Origin of the sequence: Bacillus cereus group sp. BfR-BA-01310, from assembly GCF_022664325.1 — a bacterium.
GTDB lineage: Bacteria > Bacillota > Bacilli > Bacillales > Bacillaceae_G > Bacillus_A > Bacillus_A paramycoides.
The window spans coordinates 270,755-290,777 of sequence record NZ_JAKUHD010000003.1; the positions used below are offsets into that span (position 1 = coordinate 270,755).

Sequence of the window (20,023 nt, forward strand, 5' to 3'; positions counted from 1 at the left end):
GAGTTCAAGGGTTTTTATCCTTGAACTCCTTTTTATTAAGCAATATGAATGTGATATGTTTTTAACCATTCATTCACTTGGAGCATATACTCCATAGCACTTCTTGCTTCAAAATTGTTAATCTCTTTATTACTTTGATTAGCAATTGCAAGTATTGTGGAATGGTTAATAAGTGAGAAAACAGGATTGTTTTTATTGCTGCACATATCAAGTGTTAAATTGTGAATTGTTTGTAAATAGTGTGGGTCTTGTGAAGTTGGATAAGCACTCTTTCTTCTATTTCGCACGTCGTCTGGTAAAGCAGGTTTCAATGCTCTACGCAAAATACCCTTTTCAATATTATCAATACTTTTAATGTTGAAAGGAACGTTCCATAAATATTCAACAAGTCTGTAATCACAAAACGGTACACGAACTTCAAAGCCAACAGCCATACTCATACGATCTTTACGGTCGAGTAAGAAGGGAAGGAATCTTGTTAAAAATAAATAAAACATTTGACGTTGTTTCGCTTCTTTTTTACTTTCTCCTTCAAGGGTAGGTACTTCCAAAATAGCTTCGTGGAATCGTTTATCAATGTAATGCTCAGGATTACATTGATTCGTTACGTCATTTAATAATAGAGAAGATGTGTTTTTCCAGTTTGTTAACCATGGAAACTTATCTACATATAATAACTCTTCTTGATGAAACCAAGGATACCCCCCGAATACTTCATCGGCCGATTCGCCAGATAAGGCAACAGTTGCGTCTTTTTTCATTTCGCAAAATAGTAAATATAGTGAAGTTTCCATTTCACCAGCACTCGGTAAATCTTTCGCATGAAGGGGAACAAATAAGTGATTTGCTAATTCTTCTGCATTAACAATAATATCATGATGTGATGTTCCTACGTGCTCAGAAACACGTTTTACCCAAGGGGCATCTAGACCAGTACGAGCAAATGTAAGTTCGAAATCTTTAGCACTGTTTACAAAGTCAATTGAATACGTGTGAAGTGCTTTGTGTTCCTCTACAAATTCTTTACCTGCCAATGCAGTAATTCCACTAGAATCTAACCCGCCTGATAACATACAAACGAGGGGAACATCGGCAATTAATTGTCTTTTTACTGTATCTTGTAAGATAGATAAAATATGTGAGGATGTGTCTTCAATAGAATCTGTATGGATCTTACTTTCTAAATTCCAATACTTCTTAACTACTTTTTTATCACGTGTGAACGTTATAGAATGTCCAGCACGAACTTCTTGAATATGTTTAAAGACGCCACATCCTGGAGTTCGAAATAAGCCTAATCCAAATATTTCATTTATTCCGTCTGTATCAAGTTCAGCAGGAACAGATGGGTGAGCTAATATCGCTTTTATTTCAGAACCGAAAATAATGCTGTTATTTCTTTCTGTATAAAAGAGTGGTTTTACCCCTAAATGATCTCTTGCTAAAAACAATTGTTGCTTCTGATCATCCCATATTGCAAAAGCGAAAATTCCATTTAAATGTTGTACGCAATCTTCTTTCCATTCTAAATAAGCATGTAGTAACACTTCTGTGTCTGAGTGTGTTTCAAATGTATGACCTTGTTGTTGAAGTAATTCTCTAAGCTCACGGAAATTATAAATTTCACCATTATAGGTAAGAGCATACGTATAATCTCCAGCACGAAATGTTTTTGGCTGCGTTCCTCCTTTAGGATCGATAACAATTAAACGACGATGTGCAAATGACGCGTGACGTGAAAACCAAAAGCCTTCAGCATCAGGACCACGATGCTGAATACTGTTCGCCATCTTTTTTAAAATAACATGTTCATTTGAAAGATCCTCTTTCCAATCTACCCAACCTGTAATTCCACACATATACATCTCATCTCCTACATTTAAATTATAAAATGGAAATAAATTAATTGAATAAAATGTACATCAAGTTTAAAGGTAACTACATAAATATTGTACTACATTAAATACTTTGTAGACTTGAGAAAATTCCCTTCAAACTTACATTTATATGAGACAATGGCTAAGGAAAAGTATTCCATTACATACAAAAAATAAAAAAGATGAGAGAAAAAATTTTCCAGAACGTTATATAGGATGTAAAAGCTTTTACAAAAAATAAGGGGAATCGCTACATGAAATCAAATGAGAAAAATTTTATTAAAAGATTACAGCGGCAAAAAGAAGATGCGCTAGAATTTGTTGTTGATACATATTTACCATTAATAAAAGGAATCACGCATAAAGTACTGCTGCCAATTCAAAATGATGGACTGATAGAGGAATGTATAAATGATATTTTCCTATCTGTTTGGAATAACGCAAATAAATTTCATGGAGAACCAAATGATTTTAAAAAGTGGATTGCGGCGATTGCTAAGTTTAAAGCAATTGATTATTACCGAAAAGCGAATAAAAAAGTAGAAATTATTTCAGATGAATTTAATGTAAGCACAGAAAAATCGGCAGAAGACGAATTAATCGTTATGGAAGATAGAGAAGAATTAATAAAACTCATTAATCAATTAGAGCCTATAGATCAAAAAGTGTTCATTATGAAATATCTCCTCGGTTTAAAGACAGAAGAAATAGGAGAAAAGTTAGGGTTAACTCGATCAGCGGTAGATAACCGTATTTATCGAGGGAAAAAGAAACTACAACAAAATGCTACGAATTTTAGTTTTGGAGGTAGTGCAATATGAAAGACATTTATGAACTATTAAATGATATTGATATAGATGAAAAAGAACTTGAGGAAATTGAGGCTTCTGAAATTGAAAAAGAAAAAGTGAAACGTAATTTAAAACAATCGATACGTACGAAGAAAAAGATGAAAATTTGGAAAAAGAGTGTTGCTGCTGCCTCTGTTTTAGTAGGCTTATCAGTCGCAACGCTTGGTATTGGATTTCCTACTTACGCTGGAGGACTGCCAATAGTAGGTGACATATTCCGATTTTTAGATAATGGTAGAACAGGGCTATATGAAAATTATAAAGAGTTTTCAACTGAGTTGAATATGACAAAGGAGAGTAATGGGGTTAAGGTTACAATTAATGATGTAATTTCTGATGGCAGAACAGTATCTATAACGTATTCACTAGAAAGTGAGCAAGACTTAGGGAATGATCCTATCATATTAGGTGGATTGGATATAATGGACGCTCATGGTAGTACAGGAAGTGGAAAAATGACTAAAGTTACTGAAAAAAAGTATGTGGGTATGGTAACAACGACACATCATGATAGTAATAAAAAGGACAAAGTAAACTTTAGATGGAATATAGAGAGAATAGAGATGTCAGATAGGAAAAAATCAATACAAGGAAATTGGAATTTCGCGTTAACGGTAAAATCAGTGGATAGTAAAGAAAGAACAATTGGTGGGAGTTCGGAAAAAGAAGGTATAAAAGTAAATATGGAAAAGGTCGCAATGTCGCCGGTTTCATTTATTCTTTATTACAATCAAGAGGTTTCTAAGGGTGCAAGAAAAGAGTGGGATAGTGTAGATGTTGAATTGAAGGTTAAGGATGATTTAGGTAATGATTATTCTGGTGAAGGAAATGGGGGAAGTGGTAACGATCCTTACAATATTCGATGGAGTGCCACATTCCAAAAATTGAACGAAAATGCAACAAAGCTTATCGTTACACCTCATGTGAACTTACGAGTGCATACACCTGAAAATCATGGTGGAGTGGAGTATGTGAATGGAAAAGAGAAGAAAATTGAAGTGCCAAAAAAAGAAGCGAAGAGTAAAGATATAGTGTTAGATGATATTGTAATTGATTTAAAGAAATAAATAGAGAGACTGCCTGAAACAAATAGGCAGTCTCTTTTCGTTAAGAACTAGTAACGAGCAATGCATGTGGATGCTGCGTTTTATACTCATCTTTCCACGGAATGTTTAGTTGTTCCCACGATTCGCCGCTATCATTGGATTGAAACACGCCATTATTATTTAAAGTGTAAAACGTATGTGGTTCTGCTTGGTTTGTAGCAAACATCGAAATGACTGTGCCAATTGCAGATGGTAGTCCTTGCTGTACTTGTTGGAAGGGAGTATCTTTCGTTTTACGATAAATATAAGATTCATAAGGAATACGGTGATGAGCAAGATCAGCGCTCGGTGCGGCAGAAACGAGAATCGTATCACAATCAACTGGATCGATGGCCATGCTGTATAAATAATGGTGCTCAAGACCTGCACTACATGATATCCAGCTACTTCCGTTGTCGTAACTTTCTAGATAAGCGCGATCAGGACCGTTCATAAATCCGTCACCGCATGATGCATATAGGCGATTTGGGGCTTCGGGATGCATAATTAATTGATGAGCATCAATAGGAGCACCGAATTTTTTATCAGTCCATGTATGCCCTTTATCATTACTTTGAATAACAGCACCAGCTTCGATTGAAACGTGGATTGTGCTTGGATTGTTTGGGTCAATCGTAATCCAGCGTACGTGATGGGTAAAAGGTCTAGGCGGGAAAGCCCACGTATAAGAAGATAATAATGATTTCATATTTTTTAGTTCAGTCCAAGTTTCACCGCCATTTTCAGAACGGAATAAAGCGCTCGGTTCTGTGCCGACATAAACGACGCCATATCCGTTAACTTGTTCATTAGAGCTTATCGTTATGGAAGTGATAGAAGAATGTAAAATACCATCTTCATTCGGAAAATCAAAGTAACGATAAGAGTCCCCAATTGGTCTCCACGAATCCCCGCCATCATCGCTTAACCATAAACCCCGGCCGAATGTTCCGCAATATACACGGTTTTTTTGAAATGGATCAACTGCAATACAAGTAGGTTGCATATTTTGTAAGTGATATGTGGTTTCGTAGTTACCATATTGTTCTTTTACTACAACGAGTTCACGCTCCATACAAAGAAATAGTCGTTTCAATTTCATAACCCCCTTAAAAATTCTTTCATTAGTAAACAATATGAAAATAAAAAAGAAGTAGTCTTGTTTTTAGTTGAGAAAAAGGAATTACTTGAAAAGTAGCGAAGTGTGTATACAGAAGGAAGCGGGATAAAGTGAAACTTTAATCAGTGGGGGTTTTGTACATCCCCCACTGATTATTAGTTGAACCAATCGGGCGTTTACGGGCAGTTGATCTCCCATCTAACTTCTTTGCTCCAGCCGAATTTTGAGATGGGAGTCTTACTGCCCGTTAATGCGGGATAAAGAGAGAGAGCTTGTTGCATACTAACATACAGTTATTGCACTTAAAGGAGCATTTGTATGGGACACTCACATGATCACGGTCATTCAAAAAATAAAAAGGCGTTACTAATTGCCTTCCTATTAACGACAAGCTTTATGATTGCTGAAGTTATTGGGGGATTTGTAACAAATAGTTTAGCACTATTATCTGACGCGGGGCATATGTTAAGTGATGCGGTATCTTTAGCTTTAAGTTTACTTGCGTTTAAGCTCGGAGAAAAAACAGCAACTACCGCGAAAACATACGGGTATAAGCGAGCCGAAATGTTAGCGGCATTATGTAACGGTGTCGTTCTTATCGTGATTTCTATATACATTTTTATTGAAGCAATTCGTCGTTTTAAAGAACCAGTTGAGATTGCTAGTAATGGGATGCTCATTATTGCTGTACTTGGTCTGCTTATTAATATTTTATCAGCTTGGATATTAATGAGAGGCGGAGATGTGAAAGGGAATTTGAATTTAAGAAGTGCTTTCTTACACGTACTAGGCGATCTATTAGGGTCAGTCGGAGCGATTATTGCTGCGTTACTTATTAAATTTTTCGGATGGAATGTTGCAGACGCGGTTGCTAGTATGCTTGTGTCTATTTTAGTCATTATTAGTGGGTGGCGTGTAACACGTGATACAGTCCATATATTAATGGAAGGTGCACCGCAGCACATAGATGTTGATGAAGTGAAAAATACATTATTAACGATTGCAATTGTAAAAGAAGTTCATGATTTGCACATATGGTCTGTCACATCGGACTTTCAAGTACTAACTTGCCACCTGATTATTAAAGGTAATGAAACGCAAAGTGTATTAAAAGAGGCTACGGATGTATTAAAGGAGAGGTTTCATGTAGAACATGTCACCATTCAAGTAGAGATAGACGGTGAATTTAATCATAGTGAGACAACTTGCAAAGTATGAAAGAAAAAGGATAAGAAAAAGTGTCATAACATTTTTCGCACGACATACATATATATAATGTGGCCACAAATACTTTGTAAGGTAAATATTTCATAAGATTACTTTACTTATAAAGAATCATCTTTTATAATCAGAAGTGGTAATTGATAAAGATTATCATTTTCAATGATCGTAGAAAGGAGTTTTTTAAAAGATGAGTAGTCAACTCCGTTTTGCTGTTGAAAATCGTAAGAGGCACTTAATTGATGAGTTAATTGGAGCAGGGGTGTTTAAAGTTCGTGATCGGCAATTATACGAGCTTTCTTTAGAGGAATTGGAAAAAGAGTACGAAGATATGGAAGATTATGCAGATATTCAGGCATAGCTAAATAGATTAGTAAAAGATGAGCTGGTTACGATTTTGTGTAACCAGCTCTATTATTATTTCGTAGAAATCATTTTTTGGATTTCTTTCATTGGACGGAGCCAGTTTTGAGACATCATTTGTTCCATTTGTTTTTCGTCCTGCTTTTGTAGTGCTTGAATTATAGAGTGATGTTCTTCAATAGATTGACTTGCAGGAACAAAGTTTTGGAAAAACAAATATTCAAGGCGTAAAACGTGAAGTTGCGTATTTTCTAGAAAAGGTTCAATATATGGATTTTTAGCAATAGAAGTAATTGTATTGTGAAATTGAATATCTAGTTCTAAAGCTCGTTTCGAATTTTTTTCATTTATAGATTGTTGAAAATCAGCATTAATAAATGAAAGTTGTTGTATATCAGTTTCTGTAATTCGTTGAAGTGCTTGCTTTCCTATAATAGAGTGAAGACCAGCCATCGTTTCATAAATGATAGATACATCGTCTAACTTAATAGGAGCGATTTTCGTTTTTTGCCCAGGTACCATTTCCACTAATCCAGAAAGCTCTAATATTTGAAGTGCTTCTCTTACAGGTGTTCTGCTTACTCCTAAAGCTTCAGCCAATTCCACATCATTAATTTTTTCATCAGGTTGTAAAACACCTTCAATAATCCAATCTTGTAGTTGATTTAAAACGAGTGATTTTGCTGAAACTCTTCCTGGTTTTTTATAATTTTGAGGAACAGGCATAGGAAATTCAATCCTTTCATTGTATATTTTTCTTTTTTGCATTAACCAGCTTTAATTTCGGTTTTCCTTCATCCGGTTTTTGGCTTAATATGAGCACCATTACAATGACACAAAAAGCACCTATTAACTGAAAAGATTGAAATGGTACGTGCAAAATAAGCACAGAAGAAATAATAGCTGCGAGCGGTTCTGTGCAACCAAATAATGTTGTTTCTTTCGGAGTAAGGTATCGTATGCTGTCTAAGTATAAATAAAACGCGATAAGTGTTCCGAAAATGACTACAAATATAATAAGGGGGAGGGTATTTAATTTTACGTATTTTGTCGTTGATAATAAAATGAATTCATTTGTGGAAATAAAGTGTAAAATCGTTACACCAATTCCCCCAATGACCATGCCCCATCCAACGATAACGGATGAAGACCACTTTTCTAACAATTCTTTTGAATACAAACTATAAAATGCAAGGGATAGTCCAGATAAAATGCCCCAAATGATAGCTGGTGTAGAAACAGCTAAGTTATGAACAGAACCGTTTGTTAGTAAGAGAAAAGTCCCTACTAATGAGAGGGCAATTGAAATAAAATCAATTTTTGATGGACGAACGTTCCATCTGAAAAGTAAGTATACAGTGATAAATATAGGGGCTAAATATTGTAATAATGTTGCAACGGCAGCATTTCCTTCTTTAATAGAAGCGAAGTACGTGTACTGTACAGCAAGCATGCCTAATAGACCGAACAAAATCATCTTATTTGCATCAGACTTTTGTTTCCAAATGCCGAATATCTCTTTTTTTCTCGTTCCGAATGATGACATAATGAGCAAAATAGCACCGGATATAAGCAAACGAATCGTAACTAACCATTCAGTAGAAACGTTTTCATATTGAAAAAGTTGTTGCGCAGCTGTTCCGGATAAACCCCATAAACAAGCGCCGATTATGACCATTATAATTCCTTTTAATCGATTTGGATCCATAAGGTTTATAGCCCTCCTTTCCAAAATATATATTGTATATAATATGCAATATATCACAGAACGGATTATTAATAAAATGAAAATTCTAATTAAAAATAAAATTGTTTATTAAGAACGATAATCCCTTTTTGTGTATGGTAAAATTTGTTGAGAGGGTGGTGTTGAAATGTTAGCAGGGTTTTTGATTTGTTTAGTTGTCGGATTACTTATCATATTTTTAGGATATCAAATACACGTGAAAAAGAGATTGTTTCTGTTGGCAGGTTATCAAGAAGAAATGTTTATTGGAGATAAAAATAAATTAGCGAAACTTTCAGGAGTGTTTTCCTATATAGTCGGAGTTGCCACAATAATATTACCGTTTGGCTTAGAAAAAATAGGTGATGTAGTTGGTGCCGTATATGCTGTATTAGTTGTTTTAGGCACAATTGTGTTTCTTATTAAAGTAAGTCTGTTAAATAAGAGTACTACAAAGTGAAAAAAGGCTTCATTCTACGGAAGCCTTTTTATTTTTGGTTATGAAGTGTAAGTAAAAGCTGGAATAGGATCAACAAATATATTCCAATCTTGTTTCATTTCTTTTTCTGTTAATAGACAATCATCTAATGATTGTTCAATCAAAGAACGATTCATGTCAATGCCGATAAATACGAGTTCAGTTATTCGATCTCCGTATCGGTCATCCCAGTTTTTCAACACTTCTGGTTCCTCTGTAATCAATTGATTTTTTTCAGCCTCAGGTAATGCTGCAATCCATTCACCAGCACCTTGTATTGTAATAGAGGAACCCGCTTGAGATAGAAGTCCTATCATATTATTGCGAGATGCGAGCCAGAAAAATCCTTTCGCTCTTACAACATCTAAAGGCCATTTTTCTAGCCAATTCATAAGGCGTTCAGGGTGGAAAGGATGTTTACGACGGTACACAAAGGAATTGATACCGTATTCTTCCGTTTCTGGTGTATGGTGTTCACTATTTAACTCTTGAATCCATCCCGCTGATTGACTGGCTTCTTCATAATTAAATAAATTAGTGTTTAAAATTTCTTGTAATGGTACTTGGCTAAATGAAGATTCAATAATTTTTGCACCGGGATTTAATTTCTTTAGTAAATGATGAAGTTCTATGATATCTTCTTTTTCTAGTAGATCTACCTTATTAAGAATAATGACATTCGCAAACTCAATTTGATCTATTAATAAATCAATAACTTCCCGAGTATCATTTTCATCGATTGCTTGTTTGCGGCTTAATAAACTTTCTCCATCTGCAAAATCATCCCAAAATCTATTTGCATCTACAACTGTAACCATCGTATCGAGACGACAATTTTTCGTTAAATCGATATTAAGTACTTCGTCAGTATAAGTAAATGTTTGAGCAACTGGAATAGGCTCACTTATACCAGAGGATTCAATCACAATATAGTCAATATCACCATTTTCAACAAGACGATTCACCTCTATCATTAAATCTTCTCGTAGTGTACAGCAAATACAACCATTTTGAATTTCTACTAATTTTTCCTCCGTACGTGAAAAACCTCCCTTTTTGATAAGAGAAGCGTCAATATTTACTTCACTCATATCATTAACGATAACAGCTACTTTTAAGTTGTTCTTATTAGTCAAAATATGATGCAGTAAAGTAGTCTTTCCAGCTCCTAGAAAGCCGCTTAGTACAGTAATAGGTATCTTTTTCATAGAATAATTCCTCTCTTTTAAATCGTAATGATTACGTTTTATGATAAGTGATAGGAAAGAAAAAATCAACAACAAATCATAATGATTACGATTTAAGGGTAGAAATAGACTATAAAATTTTTGTTGTTGTAGTAGGGAGCATGTGGACAAGCATACAGTTAAAAATAAATTAAATGGAGGCGAGAATATTGGTCTTTAATAGAATTTCAAAAGAATAAATTCTGCATATTTTTATGAAATATAATCATAATCGCGATGCCCAAAAAATAAAGATAAGAGTAATTTGGTTTGTTAAAAATATGTGTATAAGAAGATATGGGATGAACTGGATTACTCATAAACCATCGTTTGAATTTGATAATTTTAGTCATATTATTTGGTCGCAATCTGCGTGGAGTGGACATTTAGATTTCGTAGATGTAAAAATGACTCGGAGCTGCAACATTTTCTTTCTATAGGCACGAACTGATTACGATACCGGTACCTTATACTGATTCTTCACCAAGAAGAACCTTTAGGCTTTTGCCAAACCGCCATTCAGCTCCCACCTACTCATTGAACCATGTCCTACCCATTCCTTGAGGTGGGAGTTTTCTGTCGGGAAATGATAAATAAAAGAGGGGCATGCATCTGTTAAATGATGCGTGCTCTTTTTGTTATGGGGAAATATAGTACTACATATGGGTTGAAGGCAGTAGTAAAAAGTTTTGTTGTGGTAAAATTAAAAAGTTATTATTTGGTAATTATTTCTAAATAAATAAAAATACAACATTTTTTATATTTTTCATTGCGAAAAGAGCCATCTACTTTTACAATAGAAAGGGTTGTGAATATATTATACTGGAAAAATAAATCGAAATAATATGAAAATTTTGTTTTGTCTTCGCTAATTGTATACTACATACACGTGAGACTACATACATCATGTTATCGACTTGTAAGGAGAGAAAAAAATGAAAAGTGTAAGATTACCATCGATGCTAGAAATTATTATTCTTTTATTCCTATTTCTTGCTGTCGTCTTTTCCTTCCAAACGATTTTTGATCTCCCAATTCAATTAGCGCTATTTATTTCATGGTTTTTAGTTATTGCGCTTGGATTAAGATTAGGATTTCGTTATCAAGAATTGCAAGATGCAATTACGAAAGGGATTTCTAATGGATTAGAAGCAATTCTTATTTTAGTTGCAGTTGGGGCTTTAATTGGAACGTGGATTGCTGGTGGGGTTGTACCTACATTAATTTATTATGGATTAGAATTCATTCACCCTAGCATATTCTTATTGGCAACTTTAATTATTTGTTCAATTACGTCTATCGCGACAGGAACATCATGGGGAACGGTTGGAACAGCTGGTATCGCTATGATGGCGATTGGTGAAGGGCTTGGATTACCACTTCCGCTTGTAGCTGGTGCAGTCCTTTCAGGAGCTTATTTCGGGGATAAATTATCACCACTTTCTGATAGTACAGTTCTTGCAGCTTCTATGGCGAAAGTAGATGTTATTGCTCACGTTCGAGCTATGCTCGTATTAGACGTTCCGGCGTATATTATTACCAGTATTATGTTTACTGTTGCTGGATGGATGTATGGCGGGGATAATGTAGATTTAAATAGAGTAGAGTTTTTAAAAGAAGCTTTATTAAAGGAATTTGATATTAAAATATGGATGCTTGTTCCAGCGGTAATCGTTATTGTACTATTGGCGATGAAGAAACCATCTATGCCAACAATTGCTATGGGAGCATTAATTGGTGCAATTTGGGCAACTCTTTTCCAAGGAATGCACTTTGGAGAGGCAATTGGAACAGCATATAACGGATTCTCAATTCAATCTGGTGTTGAGTTTGTCGATAAGTTATTAAACCGTGGTGGAATTAATGGTATGCTTGGTTCAGTAGCCGTTATTATTTTCGGCTTAGGTTTTGGTGGATTACTTGAAAAGCTTGGTGTTCTAAAAGTAATCGTATCGAAATTTGAGAAGAAATTAAATTCTGCAGGTAATGTAACATTGTCTACTTTAATCGTTGCGTTTTTAGCTAACATATTTGGTTGTGCGATGTACGTATCACTTATTTTAACACCAAAAATTATGGAAGATAGCTATGATAAATTAAAAATAGACCGCCGCGTATTAGCGCGTAATTCAGAAGTAGGTGGAACGTTAACTTCTGGTATGGTTCCGTGGTCTGATAATGGTATTTTTATGGCTGGTATTTTAGGTGTCGCAACGTTCTCATACGTTCCGTTTATGTGGCTAAGTTTCGTTTCACTTATTTTAGCAGTTATTTACGGATATACAGGCAAGTTCATTTGGTATGTAGATGACGTTGAAAAAGGAAAGCAAGTATCGTAAAAAAATACCTTCTGCCATCGCAGAAGGTATTTTTTTACGTATGAATGAGAATTCTTATCATTCGAACGAAAGTCTGTTAAAATAAGAGATGTAAGTATTTTATTTTCAAGGGGATGAAAAAATGGAGTACAGAATTGAAAGAGATACATTAGGAGAAATGAAAGTTCCAGCTGATAAATTATGGGCAGCACAAACGCAACGTAGTAAGGAAAATTTTCCAATTGGAACAGAGCATATGCCGCTTGAAATTGTAAAAGCATTTGCGATTTTAAAGAAGAGTGCAGCGCTTAGTAATCAAAAATTAGGGAAGTTATCAGAAGAGAAAGCGCAAGCAATTGTGGAAGCTGCTGATGAAGTTATCGTAGGGAAATGGAATGAACATTTTCCACTTGTAGTCTGGCAAACAGGTAGTGGTACACAATCGAATATGAATGTGAATGAAGTAATTGCAAATCGTGGAAATCAAATTTTGAAAGAAAAGGGATCTGACGTACATATTCATCCGAATGATGATGTGAACATGTCCCAAAGTTCAAATGATACATTCCCAACGGCGCTTCATGTAGCGTGTGTAATTGCGGTAGAAAATCATATATTACCAGCTATTACGAAATTAAAAGAAACGTTAGCAGAAAAAGTAACTGCATTTGAACATATTATTAAAATTGGTCGTACGCATTTACAAGACGCAACACCGTTAACGTTAGGCCAAGAAATTAGTGGTTGGCACCGTATGCTTGAAAAAACAGAGCGTATGATTGCAGATAGCAATACATATATGAAAGAATTAGCAATTGGTGGTACGGCAGTTGGAACAGGAATTAATGCGCATCCTAAATTTGGCGAGATGGTAGCAGCAGAAATTAGTCAATTTACAGGTAAACAGTTTGTGTCTGCATCAAATAAGTTTCATGCGCTAACGAGTCATGATGAAGTTGTATTTACACATGGAGCATTAAAAGCATTAGCGGCTGATTTAATGAAGATTGCTAACGATGTGCGCTGGCTTGCAAGTGGTCCACGTAGTGGTCTTGGGGAAATTACTATTCCTGCAAACGAGCCAGGAAGCTCTATTATGCCAGGTAAAGTAAATCCAACGCAAAGTGAAGCGTTAACAATGGTTGTCGCACAAGTTATGGGGAATGACGCAACAATCGGATTTGCTGCGAGCCAAGGTAACTTTGAGTTAAATGTATTTAAACCAGTTATTGCTTATAACTTCTTGCAATCTGCTCATTTATTAGCTGATGCGATTGTTTCATTCAATGACAAATGTGCAGTTGGTATTGAAGCAGATGAAGAAGTAATTAATGAAAATGTAAATCGTTCATTGATGCTTGTAACAGCGCTAAACCCACATATCGGATATGAAAATGCAGCGAAAATTGCAAAGCATGCTCATAAAGATGGATTAACTTTAAAAGAAGCAGCACTGCAATCGGGATTACTAACAGAAGAGCAATTTGATGAAATTGTAGACCCGAAAAAAATGATTGCTCCGAAAGAATAATGGAACAGGCCAAGGTTCTTAGTTTAGAATCTTGGCATTTTTTATTGTATTTCAGTTTTTAATGGCTTGCGGGAAGGTAAATACGTTTAGTGGGTCATATTTTTTATTTATTTTTCTTAATTTGTTTGCATGTGTTCCGTAGTAAGCAGTCATGTAATCTTGTAAACGACTGTACGGAAAATTGACAAATGAGCCTTCTGTTAAGGATTCAATATGCTCAAATCGTTTTTCTAACCATTGTACATTATCCTTTTTTAAGATTGGATCTTCCCATATAGATTGAATCCGGATAATATAATAGGCATCTCGGTAATAAAAAGCAGTTTCATCTTTATTTATTTCTTTTACTTTCCCACCTAGCGGATAGAGGCTTATCGCTGCAAAAACACTGCCGGTCGCTCTTTTTTGAATAAGACTAATGATTTGTTCTATTTCTTCCTCATTATATTGTTTCTGTACGAATCGTCCTGTAGATTTAAATTGTTCAGAGGGTGGATATGAAGACTGTACGATTTCCATTGCCTCGAGAAAGCTAATATATTGTAAATTTGTTGTTACACCGTCTATATGAAGTAAATCTTGTAAAATGATATTAGCTTCTTCTGGTGTCCCGTAAAATAAACCTCGTCCATATATTGCTAGTCCTTCTGTGGCTGAATTATATATACTTGCACCAATAGTCATCTTATTATTTAAATCTACTAACCAATTTTGCCATACATGAAGAAATTCCTTTTGGATGTTTACTGAAGCATTTGGCCAATATAGTTCAACTAAAGTAACTTTATCAACTTTTGGAGGGAGCTTAAAAGTTAGCGAAACGACAATGCCAAAGTTTCCGCCACCAGCGCCGCGGCAAGCCCAAAATAAATCTTTATGGCAAGATTCATTAGCTGTAATTACGCTACCTTTGTAGTCAATCAATTCTAGCTCAATTAAATTGTCGCAGCCAAGGCCGAAATATCTACTAGAGTAGCCCCAACCGCCGCCTAACGTATATCCACTTACTCCAACAGTTGGACAAGTTCCTCCTGGAAATGGGTAACCTTTTGAAGAAATAAAGTCATAGACTTGTTTATTTTGAGCACCTCCTTGAATTTTTATTGTATTTTTATCTTGATTAAACTGGATGCAGTTCATTCTACTTATATCGATTACAAGGACGTTGTTGCCGATAGAATACCCTTCGTAATGGTGCCCGCCAGACCGAATGCGAATAGCAATTTCATTTTTTCTTGCCCAAATAATTGCATTACTAACATCCCATTTTGTATAGCAATAAACAATAGCTAAAGGGAATTTTTGAACAGCACGATTCCATTCTTGTCTAGCGTCTTCATATTCATAATCATATCGTGTAATAATTTCACCTGTTAATCCTTCATAACTTAACTCATACATGATAAGCACCTTTCATTCGTTTAGAGTAAGAGTTCACTTTTTTAGAAATAGTGTATGTTCGTATTGTTTGTTGGTGATGGAAAGATAGAGATATCTTTTTGGAATAAAAATAGGCTAACTTAGAAATTAGTTAGCCTGAGCGAGCGATTAATATGTAAATAGTATGAATTAGTGGGGGATCAATCGATTACTTTCATATGTGGGCAGTTCTCTTTTAAGTATGAAATGAATTGTTCCTCTTCTTGCGGTACAAATGATGTTACTGAATCGAATAGATTATAATAAATTTCTAATTGTTGTCTTGTCCATTTTTCGGAATAAAGTTTTGTACCAGAGTATTTAATGTGACGTATATCTTCAAACGGAATTTTAGTGCGGAGAATGAACCCATGTTTAATAACAAGAGAAGATTGCGTTATTTTGTAATGAGAAAAATAGAAAGAAGAGAGATTCACGATATTTAAGAGCATCATGAGTGTGAAAAAAATTGAATTCTCATTTTGAAAGAAAAGAGAAATAAAAAAAACAACTATAAACAATGAAATTAAAATGATATGAAATGGTTTTTTTTTCGCTTTAAATTTCAAGTAAATCACCTCGGTATACCAGTTATTAAAATAATTAAATCACAATATGATAATGAAACGTAAACTTTTTTGATGGGATAAATTTAAATGAAGTTTTTCAACAGTGGAGTTGCATAAAATGACTTGCAGAAAAAGAGTTAAAGTAATAGTCATAATTAGTTGTACGATAATCATTAGTGGTTGTTCAAATAGATTTGTTGAGGATGGAAATGGAAAACATGTATTTGTACAAGTAAGTAAAGTTTTAGTAGAGGTTGTTTATAAAATATATAAGAGGTAAAAAGGTGTTTCCACATAGGGAAACACCTTTTTTGTAGTTAAAATTGAGTGCTGGAAGGATCTTGAATAGTAGTCATGTTTTGTTTCACATCCCATAATAATTAGTTTGTAAAATACATTCGCTTTTCGGTGTGATAAGTCCTTTTTGTATCTTTGAATAGATATTTTTATAAAAGTTTATAAAATAGGCAAACGGAATGTTGAAATGTTTATTTTCAATGTGTTAAGATGATGAAGTGATAATAAACGATATTATAATTTGTTTGTTTTTAAATAAACCTTTTGGAGGAATGTTTAGTATGGGTGATATTTCAGAGAAGTTTTGGGATGCGTCGGTAGGGGAATTGAAGAAAGGGTATGTGTTTGATACGGAAGCAGAAGAATATATTTGCTTAGCTTGTGGAGAGACATTTATAAAAGGGGTTATTTATCAAGATAATCAAGTTTTGTATGAAGCAGAGAAGTTTGTACAGTTGCATATTCAAAACGAGCATACGTCTATGTTTGATTATTTATTAAATCTAGATAAGAAGTTTACAGGTTTAACCGATTTGCAAAAGAAAATGGTTCAATTCTTCCATATGGGACTTAATGATAAAGAAATTGTAAAAGAGATGGATGGTGGGAGCACATCAACAATCCGTAATCATCGATTTACATTACGGGAGAAGATGAAGCAAGCAAAAGTATTTTTAGCATTAATGGAATTATCAGAAGAAAAATCAAAAGTTCAATCTAAATTTGTTCCGATTCACAGAACAGCTACGATGGTAGACGATCGCTACAATATTACAGAAGAAGAAAACGATGAAGTGTTAAAAGCGCATTTTATAGAAGGATTAGATGGACCGCTGTCTAAATTTCCTAAAAAGCAAAAACGTAAATTAATTATATTGCGTCATTTAGTGAGAAAGTTTGATAGTAATAAAAAGTATACTGAAAAAGAAGTAAATGCAGTCTTAGAAAATGTATATCCGGATTTTGTGACTTTAAGAAGATATTTAATTGAATATGGTTTTATAGATAGAACAGCTGATGGAAGCCAATATTGGGTGAAATTATAAGAAATAGAGAAGGAAAATGAATAGAAGCACATAATTAAAACAACTATACAAAGAGATAAAAGTTAAAGAGAGTGTATGAAGTGAATAGTAAGAGTACGATTTGAAGTGTTAGAAGTTAGTATTTTAATGAGTAGACAGAATTGAAAAATTAGAAGAGAAATGGTTGGTGCAATTTCAACCATGTGGAGCACGGATATAGCCGTGTGGTCTCGAATTAAAAGGAGAAATGAAATTTGAAACCACCTACAGATAACAATAAAGAAGGTGTAGAGTCACAGAAGTCAGAAAAGGAAAATAAACCGATATGGAAATCGATGTCCATGTTTTTAGTTCCGTTACTATTAAGTAATGTATTACAATCAGTAGGACAATTATTTGGTATGGTAGTAGTAGGAAGATGGCTTGGTGTAAATGATTTAGCAGCTATATCGGCATTCTTCCCGTTATTTTTCCTACTCGTTTCATTTGTAATTGGAATTGGTTCTGGTAGTTCTATTTTAATCGGTCAGGCGTTTGGTGCTAAAAATGAAGAACGTTTAAAAGCTATCGTTGGTACGACGCTTACGTTTACTTTTATTATCGGAGTTGTATTGGCGATAGTAGGAAGTGTGTTTGCACTGGATATTATGCGCATTATGGGAACACCAGAAAACATTATTGATATAAGTGTACATTATGCGCGTATTTTATTTATATCTATGCCAGTTTTATTTTTATATTTTGCGTATACAACTTTTATGCGAGGGACGGGAGATTCCAAAACACCATTTTACTTTTTAATAGTTAGTACAGCACTAAATATGTTATTATTACCGATCCTTATTTTTGGTTGGTTAGGACTTCCGAAATTAGATGTTTACGGAGCAGCCTATGCTTCGGTTATATCTACAGTAATTACTTTTATTGTCATGCTAATGTATTTAAAGAAGAAAAATCATCCACTACAATTAGATAGGACAGTAAGAAAATATCTTCGTATGGACTGGGAGTTATTAAAGTTATTGTTACGCCTCGGTATTCCAGCGAGTATTAATATGATATTAGTTTCATTATCAGAAATCGCGGTAATCGCATTTGTAAATCGATATGGTTCAGATGCAACAGCGGCGTATGGCGTTGTGAACCAAGTAGCAAGTTATGTACAAATGCCAGCGGTTAGCCTCGGTATTACAGTATCAATTTTTGCAGCGCAATCAATTGGTGCGAACCAATTTGGTCGATTGCAGAAAGTTGTTAAGGCCGGAATTATTATGAATTACATCATTGGCGGTGTATTAATATCTCTTATTTATTTGTTCTCAAGAGATATTCTAGCACTATTTTTAACGAGTCAGAATACAATTGAAATTGCTCATAGCCTAATCATGATTACATTATGGAGTTACTTAATTTTCGGTCATGCACAAATTATTAGTGCGACAATGCGAGCTAGTGGTACAGTACTATGGCCAACTATAATCGGTGTTGTATCAATTTGGCTTGTTGAAGTACCTGTGGCGTATTATCTTTCTTACCATACGAGCCTTGGCATAGAAGGGATATGGATTGGGTATCCAGCTGCATTCATTGTCAGCTTAATATTACAGTATGCATATTATAAGCTTTCATGGCAGAAGAAACGAATTACACGATTAGTAAGTTAGAAGATGAAAATGAGGTGATGCCCTTTTGATTTCGTGCAATAGTAAATGGAATTATATCAATAATTTTTCGAATATATCTATCATAACTTGCAATATATCGGCAATTAGACAAAGTATATCGATTTACCAACAAATACTGACAATAGTAACAAGGCTATAAAAAGAAGAGGCGGTGCCAAAATATCATTTGGCACCGCCTCATTTTTTGTTAGCAAATGTCTATAAATAACTTTTCAAAGTTATGTCAAAATGTTGTCTAATGAGTTTTCCATTATTCATATAAAACTCCCAAGCTTTCTCTGGTTCACCGATAATTTCAAATGAATCTTCTGTAATATATAAAGCGCAATTATCTTCTAATGCAATGCCCTCTATATGACCTTGGTGAGTTTGTAAAAACGTATGGAAGGCATTCATTCTATTTAATTGATTGTAATGGGGGCAAAATCTTTTGTTAACAATACTCCAGCCACTACTTTCTATATAACCAGAACCTTCATAATCTGAACGGATGCTAGATGTGAACCAGCACATAGCACCGGCACTACATCCTGCAATAAGTGTTCCATGTTGTAAAGCAAATAGTAACTTTTCATCTAGTTTATGTTCTTTCCATTGTTCCAGCATTTGAACGTAATTTCCACCGCCAAGATAAATTAAATCGGCGGAATGAATCATCTCATCTATTTCATATTTAGTAGGTGTTTCGTTTATAATACGTAAAATTTGAACCTCACAATGTAATTGCTTTTCAAACGTTTCTAAAAATAATTTTATATAGTCTTCATCATCATGACTAGCTGTTGGAATAAATAATACTTTTGGGTATTGTTTATTTGTTAATTTTATAAGTCGTTCATTAATATGCAAGTGATTTGAATCTTGTAAATCACCGCCACCAATGACAGCTAATTTCATAGGAAAGCACCACCTAATAATATTTGTTATGTAAAAATTCGATAGCGGGGAGTTACATTCCTTCTGTGATTTAATGAATTAACAAGTGGAATGAATAATAAAAAATACAATTTAAAATATATTGAAATAGTAAGGGCTGTCGGTAGCTGTAGATAGCAAGGGATTAGAAGCAGTTTATTGATATATAATACTGGATACTATCGTTTCAAAGTATGGAAGTAATATGGTTAAATGAATATAACGACGTATTAATTAATATTGAATGAGTTTTTATAGTTAAAAGGTGCGGGAAATACCAGAGAATTTACAAAAGTGGCTTTTACTTTTTATAGGAA

General features: G+C 34.3%; 17 protein-coding genes and 1 pseudogene. 10 read left to right on the forward strand and 8 right to left on the reverse strand.

The window, feature by feature from the left end; genetic code table 11:
* Positions 1–35: 35 nt before the first annotated feature.
* On the reverse strand, positions 36–1,859 hold the full coding sequence (gene asnB / locus MR109_RS09535) for an asparagine synthase (glutamine-hydrolyzing) (protein ID WP_242271871.1): 1,824 nt from the start codon (positions 1,857–1,859) through the stop codon (positions 36–38).
* A 272-nt stretch (positions 1,860–2,131) separates the two neighbouring features.
* Here asnB and MR109_RS09540 point away from each other — a divergent pair, with 272 nt between their 5' ends.
* Positions 2,132–2,698 (forward strand): sigma-70 family RNA polymerase sigma factor, encoded by a 567-nt coding sequence (locus MR109_RS09540; RefSeq protein WP_071720806.1) that lies wholly within the window; start codon positions 2,132–2,134, stop codon positions 2,696–2,698.
* Positions 2,695–3,795: a DUF4179 domain-containing protein gene (locus MR109_RS09545; RefSeq protein WP_242271872.1), complete on the forward strand. Its 1,101-nt coding sequence runs from the start codon at positions 2,695–2,697 to the stop codon at positions 3,793–3,795. Before MR109_RS09540 ends, MR109_RS09545 begins: the two co-directional genes overlap by 4 nt.
* Before the next feature lie 40 nt (positions 3,796–3,835).
* Here the strand turns inward: MR109_RS09545 and MR109_RS09550 are convergent, their stop codons facing one another.
* Positions 3,836–4,909, reverse strand: coding sequence for a WD40/YVTN/BNR-like repeat-containing protein (locus MR109_RS09550; RefSeq protein WP_242271873.1), 1,074 nt, complete (start codon positions 4,907–4,909; stop codon positions 3,836–3,838).
* Between the two features lie 342 nt (positions 4,910–5,251).
* Between MR109_RS09550 and MR109_RS09555 the strand changes: the two genes are divergently transcribed.
* The gene (locus MR109_RS09555) at positions 5,252–6,151 is read left to right on the forward strand and encodes a cation diffusion facilitator family transporter (RefSeq protein ID WP_242271874.1); all 900 of its coding nucleotides are present in this window, start codon (positions 5,252–5,254) and stop codon (positions 6,149–6,151) included.
* A gap of 193 nt (positions 6,152–6,344) precedes the next feature.
* On the forward strand, positions 6,345–6,515 hold the full coding sequence (gene fbpA / locus MR109_RS09560; protein ID WP_048373384.1) for a Fur-regulated basic protein FbpA: 171 nt from the start codon (positions 6,345–6,347) through the stop codon (positions 6,513–6,515).
* Between the two features lie 56 nt (positions 6,516–6,571).
* Here the strand turns inward: fbpA and MR109_RS09565 are convergent, their stop codons facing one another.
* Both MR109_RS09565 and MR109_RS09570 read right to left on the reverse strand, forming a co-directional pair.
* Positions 6,572–7,243 carry a GntR family transcriptional regulator gene (locus MR109_RS09565; protein ID WP_071721031.1) on the reverse strand — a complete coding sequence of 224 codons (672 nt, stop codon included), beginning with the start codon at positions 7,241–7,243 and terminating at the stop codon, positions 6,572–6,574.
* Between the two features lie 16 nt (positions 7,244–7,259).
* Complete coding sequence (locus MR109_RS09570) at positions 7,260–8,225, reverse strand: DMT family transporter (RefSeq protein ID WP_071720799.1); 966 nt, start codon at positions 8,223–8,225, stop codon at positions 7,260–7,262.
* A 166-nt stretch (positions 8,226–8,391) separates the two neighbouring features.
* Here MR109_RS09570 and MR109_RS09575 point away from each other — a divergent pair, with 166 nt between their 5' ends.
* Positions 8,392–8,703, forward strand: a complete 312-nt coding sequence (locus MR109_RS09575; RefSeq protein ID WP_071720797.1) for a DUF3784 domain-containing protein — start codon at positions 8,392–8,394, stop codon at positions 8,701–8,703.
* 38 nt (positions 8,704–8,741) lie between these two features.
* On the opposite strand, the gene MR109_RS09580 is transcribed toward MR109_RS09575, so the two are convergent.
* Complete coding sequence (locus tag MR109_RS09580; protein ID WP_242271875.1) at positions 8,742–9,929, reverse strand: GTP-binding protein; 1,188 nt, start codon at positions 9,927–9,929, stop codon at positions 8,742–8,744.
* Between the two features lie 320 nt (positions 9,930–10,249).
* On the opposite strand from MR109_RS09580, the pseudogene MR109_RS09585 reads away from it, so the two are divergent.
* The 3 genes and pseudogenes from MR109_RS09585 to fumC form a co-directional block, all read left to right on the forward strand.
* A pseudogene (locus tag MR109_RS09585) lies at positions 10,250–10,342 on the forward strand (class I SAM-dependent methyltransferase); the annotation flags it as partial.
* A 540-nt stretch (positions 10,343–10,882) separates the two neighbouring features.
* Positions 10,883–12,286 (forward strand): Na+/H+ antiporter NhaC, encoded by a 1,404-nt coding sequence (gene nhaC, locus MR109_RS09590; protein WP_098473078.1) that lies wholly within the window; start codon positions 10,883–10,885, stop codon positions 12,284–12,286.
* 121 nt (positions 12,287–12,407) lie between these two features.
* The gene (fumC, locus tag MR109_RS09595) at positions 12,408–13,796 is read left to right on the forward strand and encodes a class II fumarate hydratase (RefSeq protein WP_242271876.1); all 1,389 of its coding nucleotides are present in this window, start codon (positions 12,408–12,410) and stop codon (positions 13,794–13,796) included.
* Positions 13,797–13,847: 51 nt separating this feature from the next.
* Here fumC and MR109_RS09600 read toward each other — a convergent pair whose 3' ends face one another.
* Together MR109_RS09600 and MR109_RS09605 are read right to left on the reverse strand one after the other, a co-directional pair.
* The gene (locus MR109_RS09600; RefSeq protein WP_242271878.1) at positions 13,848–15,197 is read right to left on the reverse strand and encodes an FAD-binding oxidoreductase; all 1,350 of its coding nucleotides are present in this window, start codon (positions 15,195–15,197) and stop codon (positions 13,848–13,850) included.
* A gap of 179 nt (positions 15,198–15,376) precedes the next feature.
* A complete protein-coding gene (locus MR109_RS09605; RefSeq protein ID WP_242271880.1) occupies positions 15,377–15,793 on the reverse strand; it encodes a PH domain-containing protein in 417 nt (138 codons plus the stop codon).
* A gap of 569 nt (positions 15,794–16,362) precedes the next feature.
* On the opposite strand from MR109_RS09605, the gene MR109_RS09610 reads away from it, so the two are divergent.
* A complete protein-coding gene (locus MR109_RS09610; RefSeq protein WP_025148979.1) occupies positions 16,363–17,127 on the forward strand; it encodes a DUF2087 domain-containing protein in 765 nt (254 codons plus the stop codon).
* 233 nt (positions 17,128–17,360) lie between these two features.
* A complete protein-coding gene (locus tag MR109_RS09615; protein ID WP_071720788.1) occupies positions 17,361–18,770 on the forward strand; it encodes an MATE family efflux transporter in 1,410 nt (469 codons plus the stop codon).
* A gap of 219 nt (positions 18,771–18,989) precedes the next feature.
* Here MR109_RS09615 and MR109_RS09620 read toward each other — a convergent pair whose 3' ends face one another.
* Complete coding sequence (locus MR109_RS09620; protein ID WP_002171309.1) at positions 18,990–19,688, reverse strand: peptidase E; 699 nt, start codon at positions 19,686–19,688, stop codon at positions 18,990–18,992.
* Positions 19,689–20,023 lie beyond the last annotated feature (335 nt).

Excerpts from the sequence above, each read along its gene's own strand:
- fumC (WP_242271876.1), top strand. The coding sequence starts at position 12,408 with ATGGAGTACAGAATTGAAAGAGATACATTAGGAGAAATGAAAGTTCCA.
- MR109_RS09540 (WP_071720806.1), top strand. The coding sequence starts at position 2,132 with ATGAAATCAAATGAGAAAAATTTTATTAAAAGATTACAGCGGCAAAAA.
- MR109_RS09580 (WP_242271875.1), bottom strand. The coding sequence starts at position 9,929 with ATGAAAAAGATACCTATTACTGTACTAAGCGGCTTTCTAGGAGCTGGA.
- MR109_RS09565 (WP_071721031.1), bottom strand. The coding sequence starts at position 7,243 with ATGCCTGTTCCTCAAAATTATAAAAAACCAGGAAGAGTTTCAGCAAAA.
- MR109_RS09575 (WP_071720797.1), top strand. The coding sequence starts at position 8,392 with ATGTTAGCAGGGTTTTTGATTTGTTTAGTTGTCGGATTACTTATCATA.
- fbpA (WP_048373384.1), top strand. The coding sequence starts at position 6,345 with ATGAGTAGTCAACTCCGTTTTGCTGTTGAAAATCGTAAGAGGCACTTA.
- MR109_RS09545 (WP_242271872.1), top strand. The coding sequence starts at position 2,695 with ATGAAAGACATTTATGAACTATTAAATGATATTGATATAGATGAAAAA.
- nhaC (WP_098473078.1), top strand. The coding sequence starts at position 10,883 with ATGAAAAGTGTAAGATTACCATCGATGCTAGAAATTATTATTCTTTTA.
- MR109_RS09555 (WP_242271874.1), top strand. The coding sequence starts at position 5,252 with ATGGGACACTCACATGATCACGGTCATTCAAAAAATAAAAAGGCGTTA.
- MR109_RS09620 (WP_002171309.1), bottom strand. The coding sequence starts at position 19,688 with ATGAAATTAGCTGTCATTGGTGGCGGTGATTTACAAGATTCAAATCAC.
- MR109_RS09600 (WP_242271878.1), bottom strand. The coding sequence starts at position 15,197 with ATGTATGAGTTAAGTTATGAAGGATTAACAGGTGAAATTATTACACGA.
- asnB (WP_242271871.1), bottom strand. The coding sequence starts at position 1,859 with ATGTGTGGAATTACAGGTTGGGTAGATTGGAAAGAGGATCTTTCAAAT.
- MR109_RS09570 (WP_071720799.1), bottom strand. The coding sequence starts at position 8,225 with ATGGATCCAAATCGATTAAAAGGAATTATAATGGTCATAATCGGCGCT.
- MR109_RS09610 (WP_025148979.1), top strand. The coding sequence starts at position 16,363 with ATGGGTGATATTTCAGAGAAGTTTTGGGATGCGTCGGTAGGGGAATTG.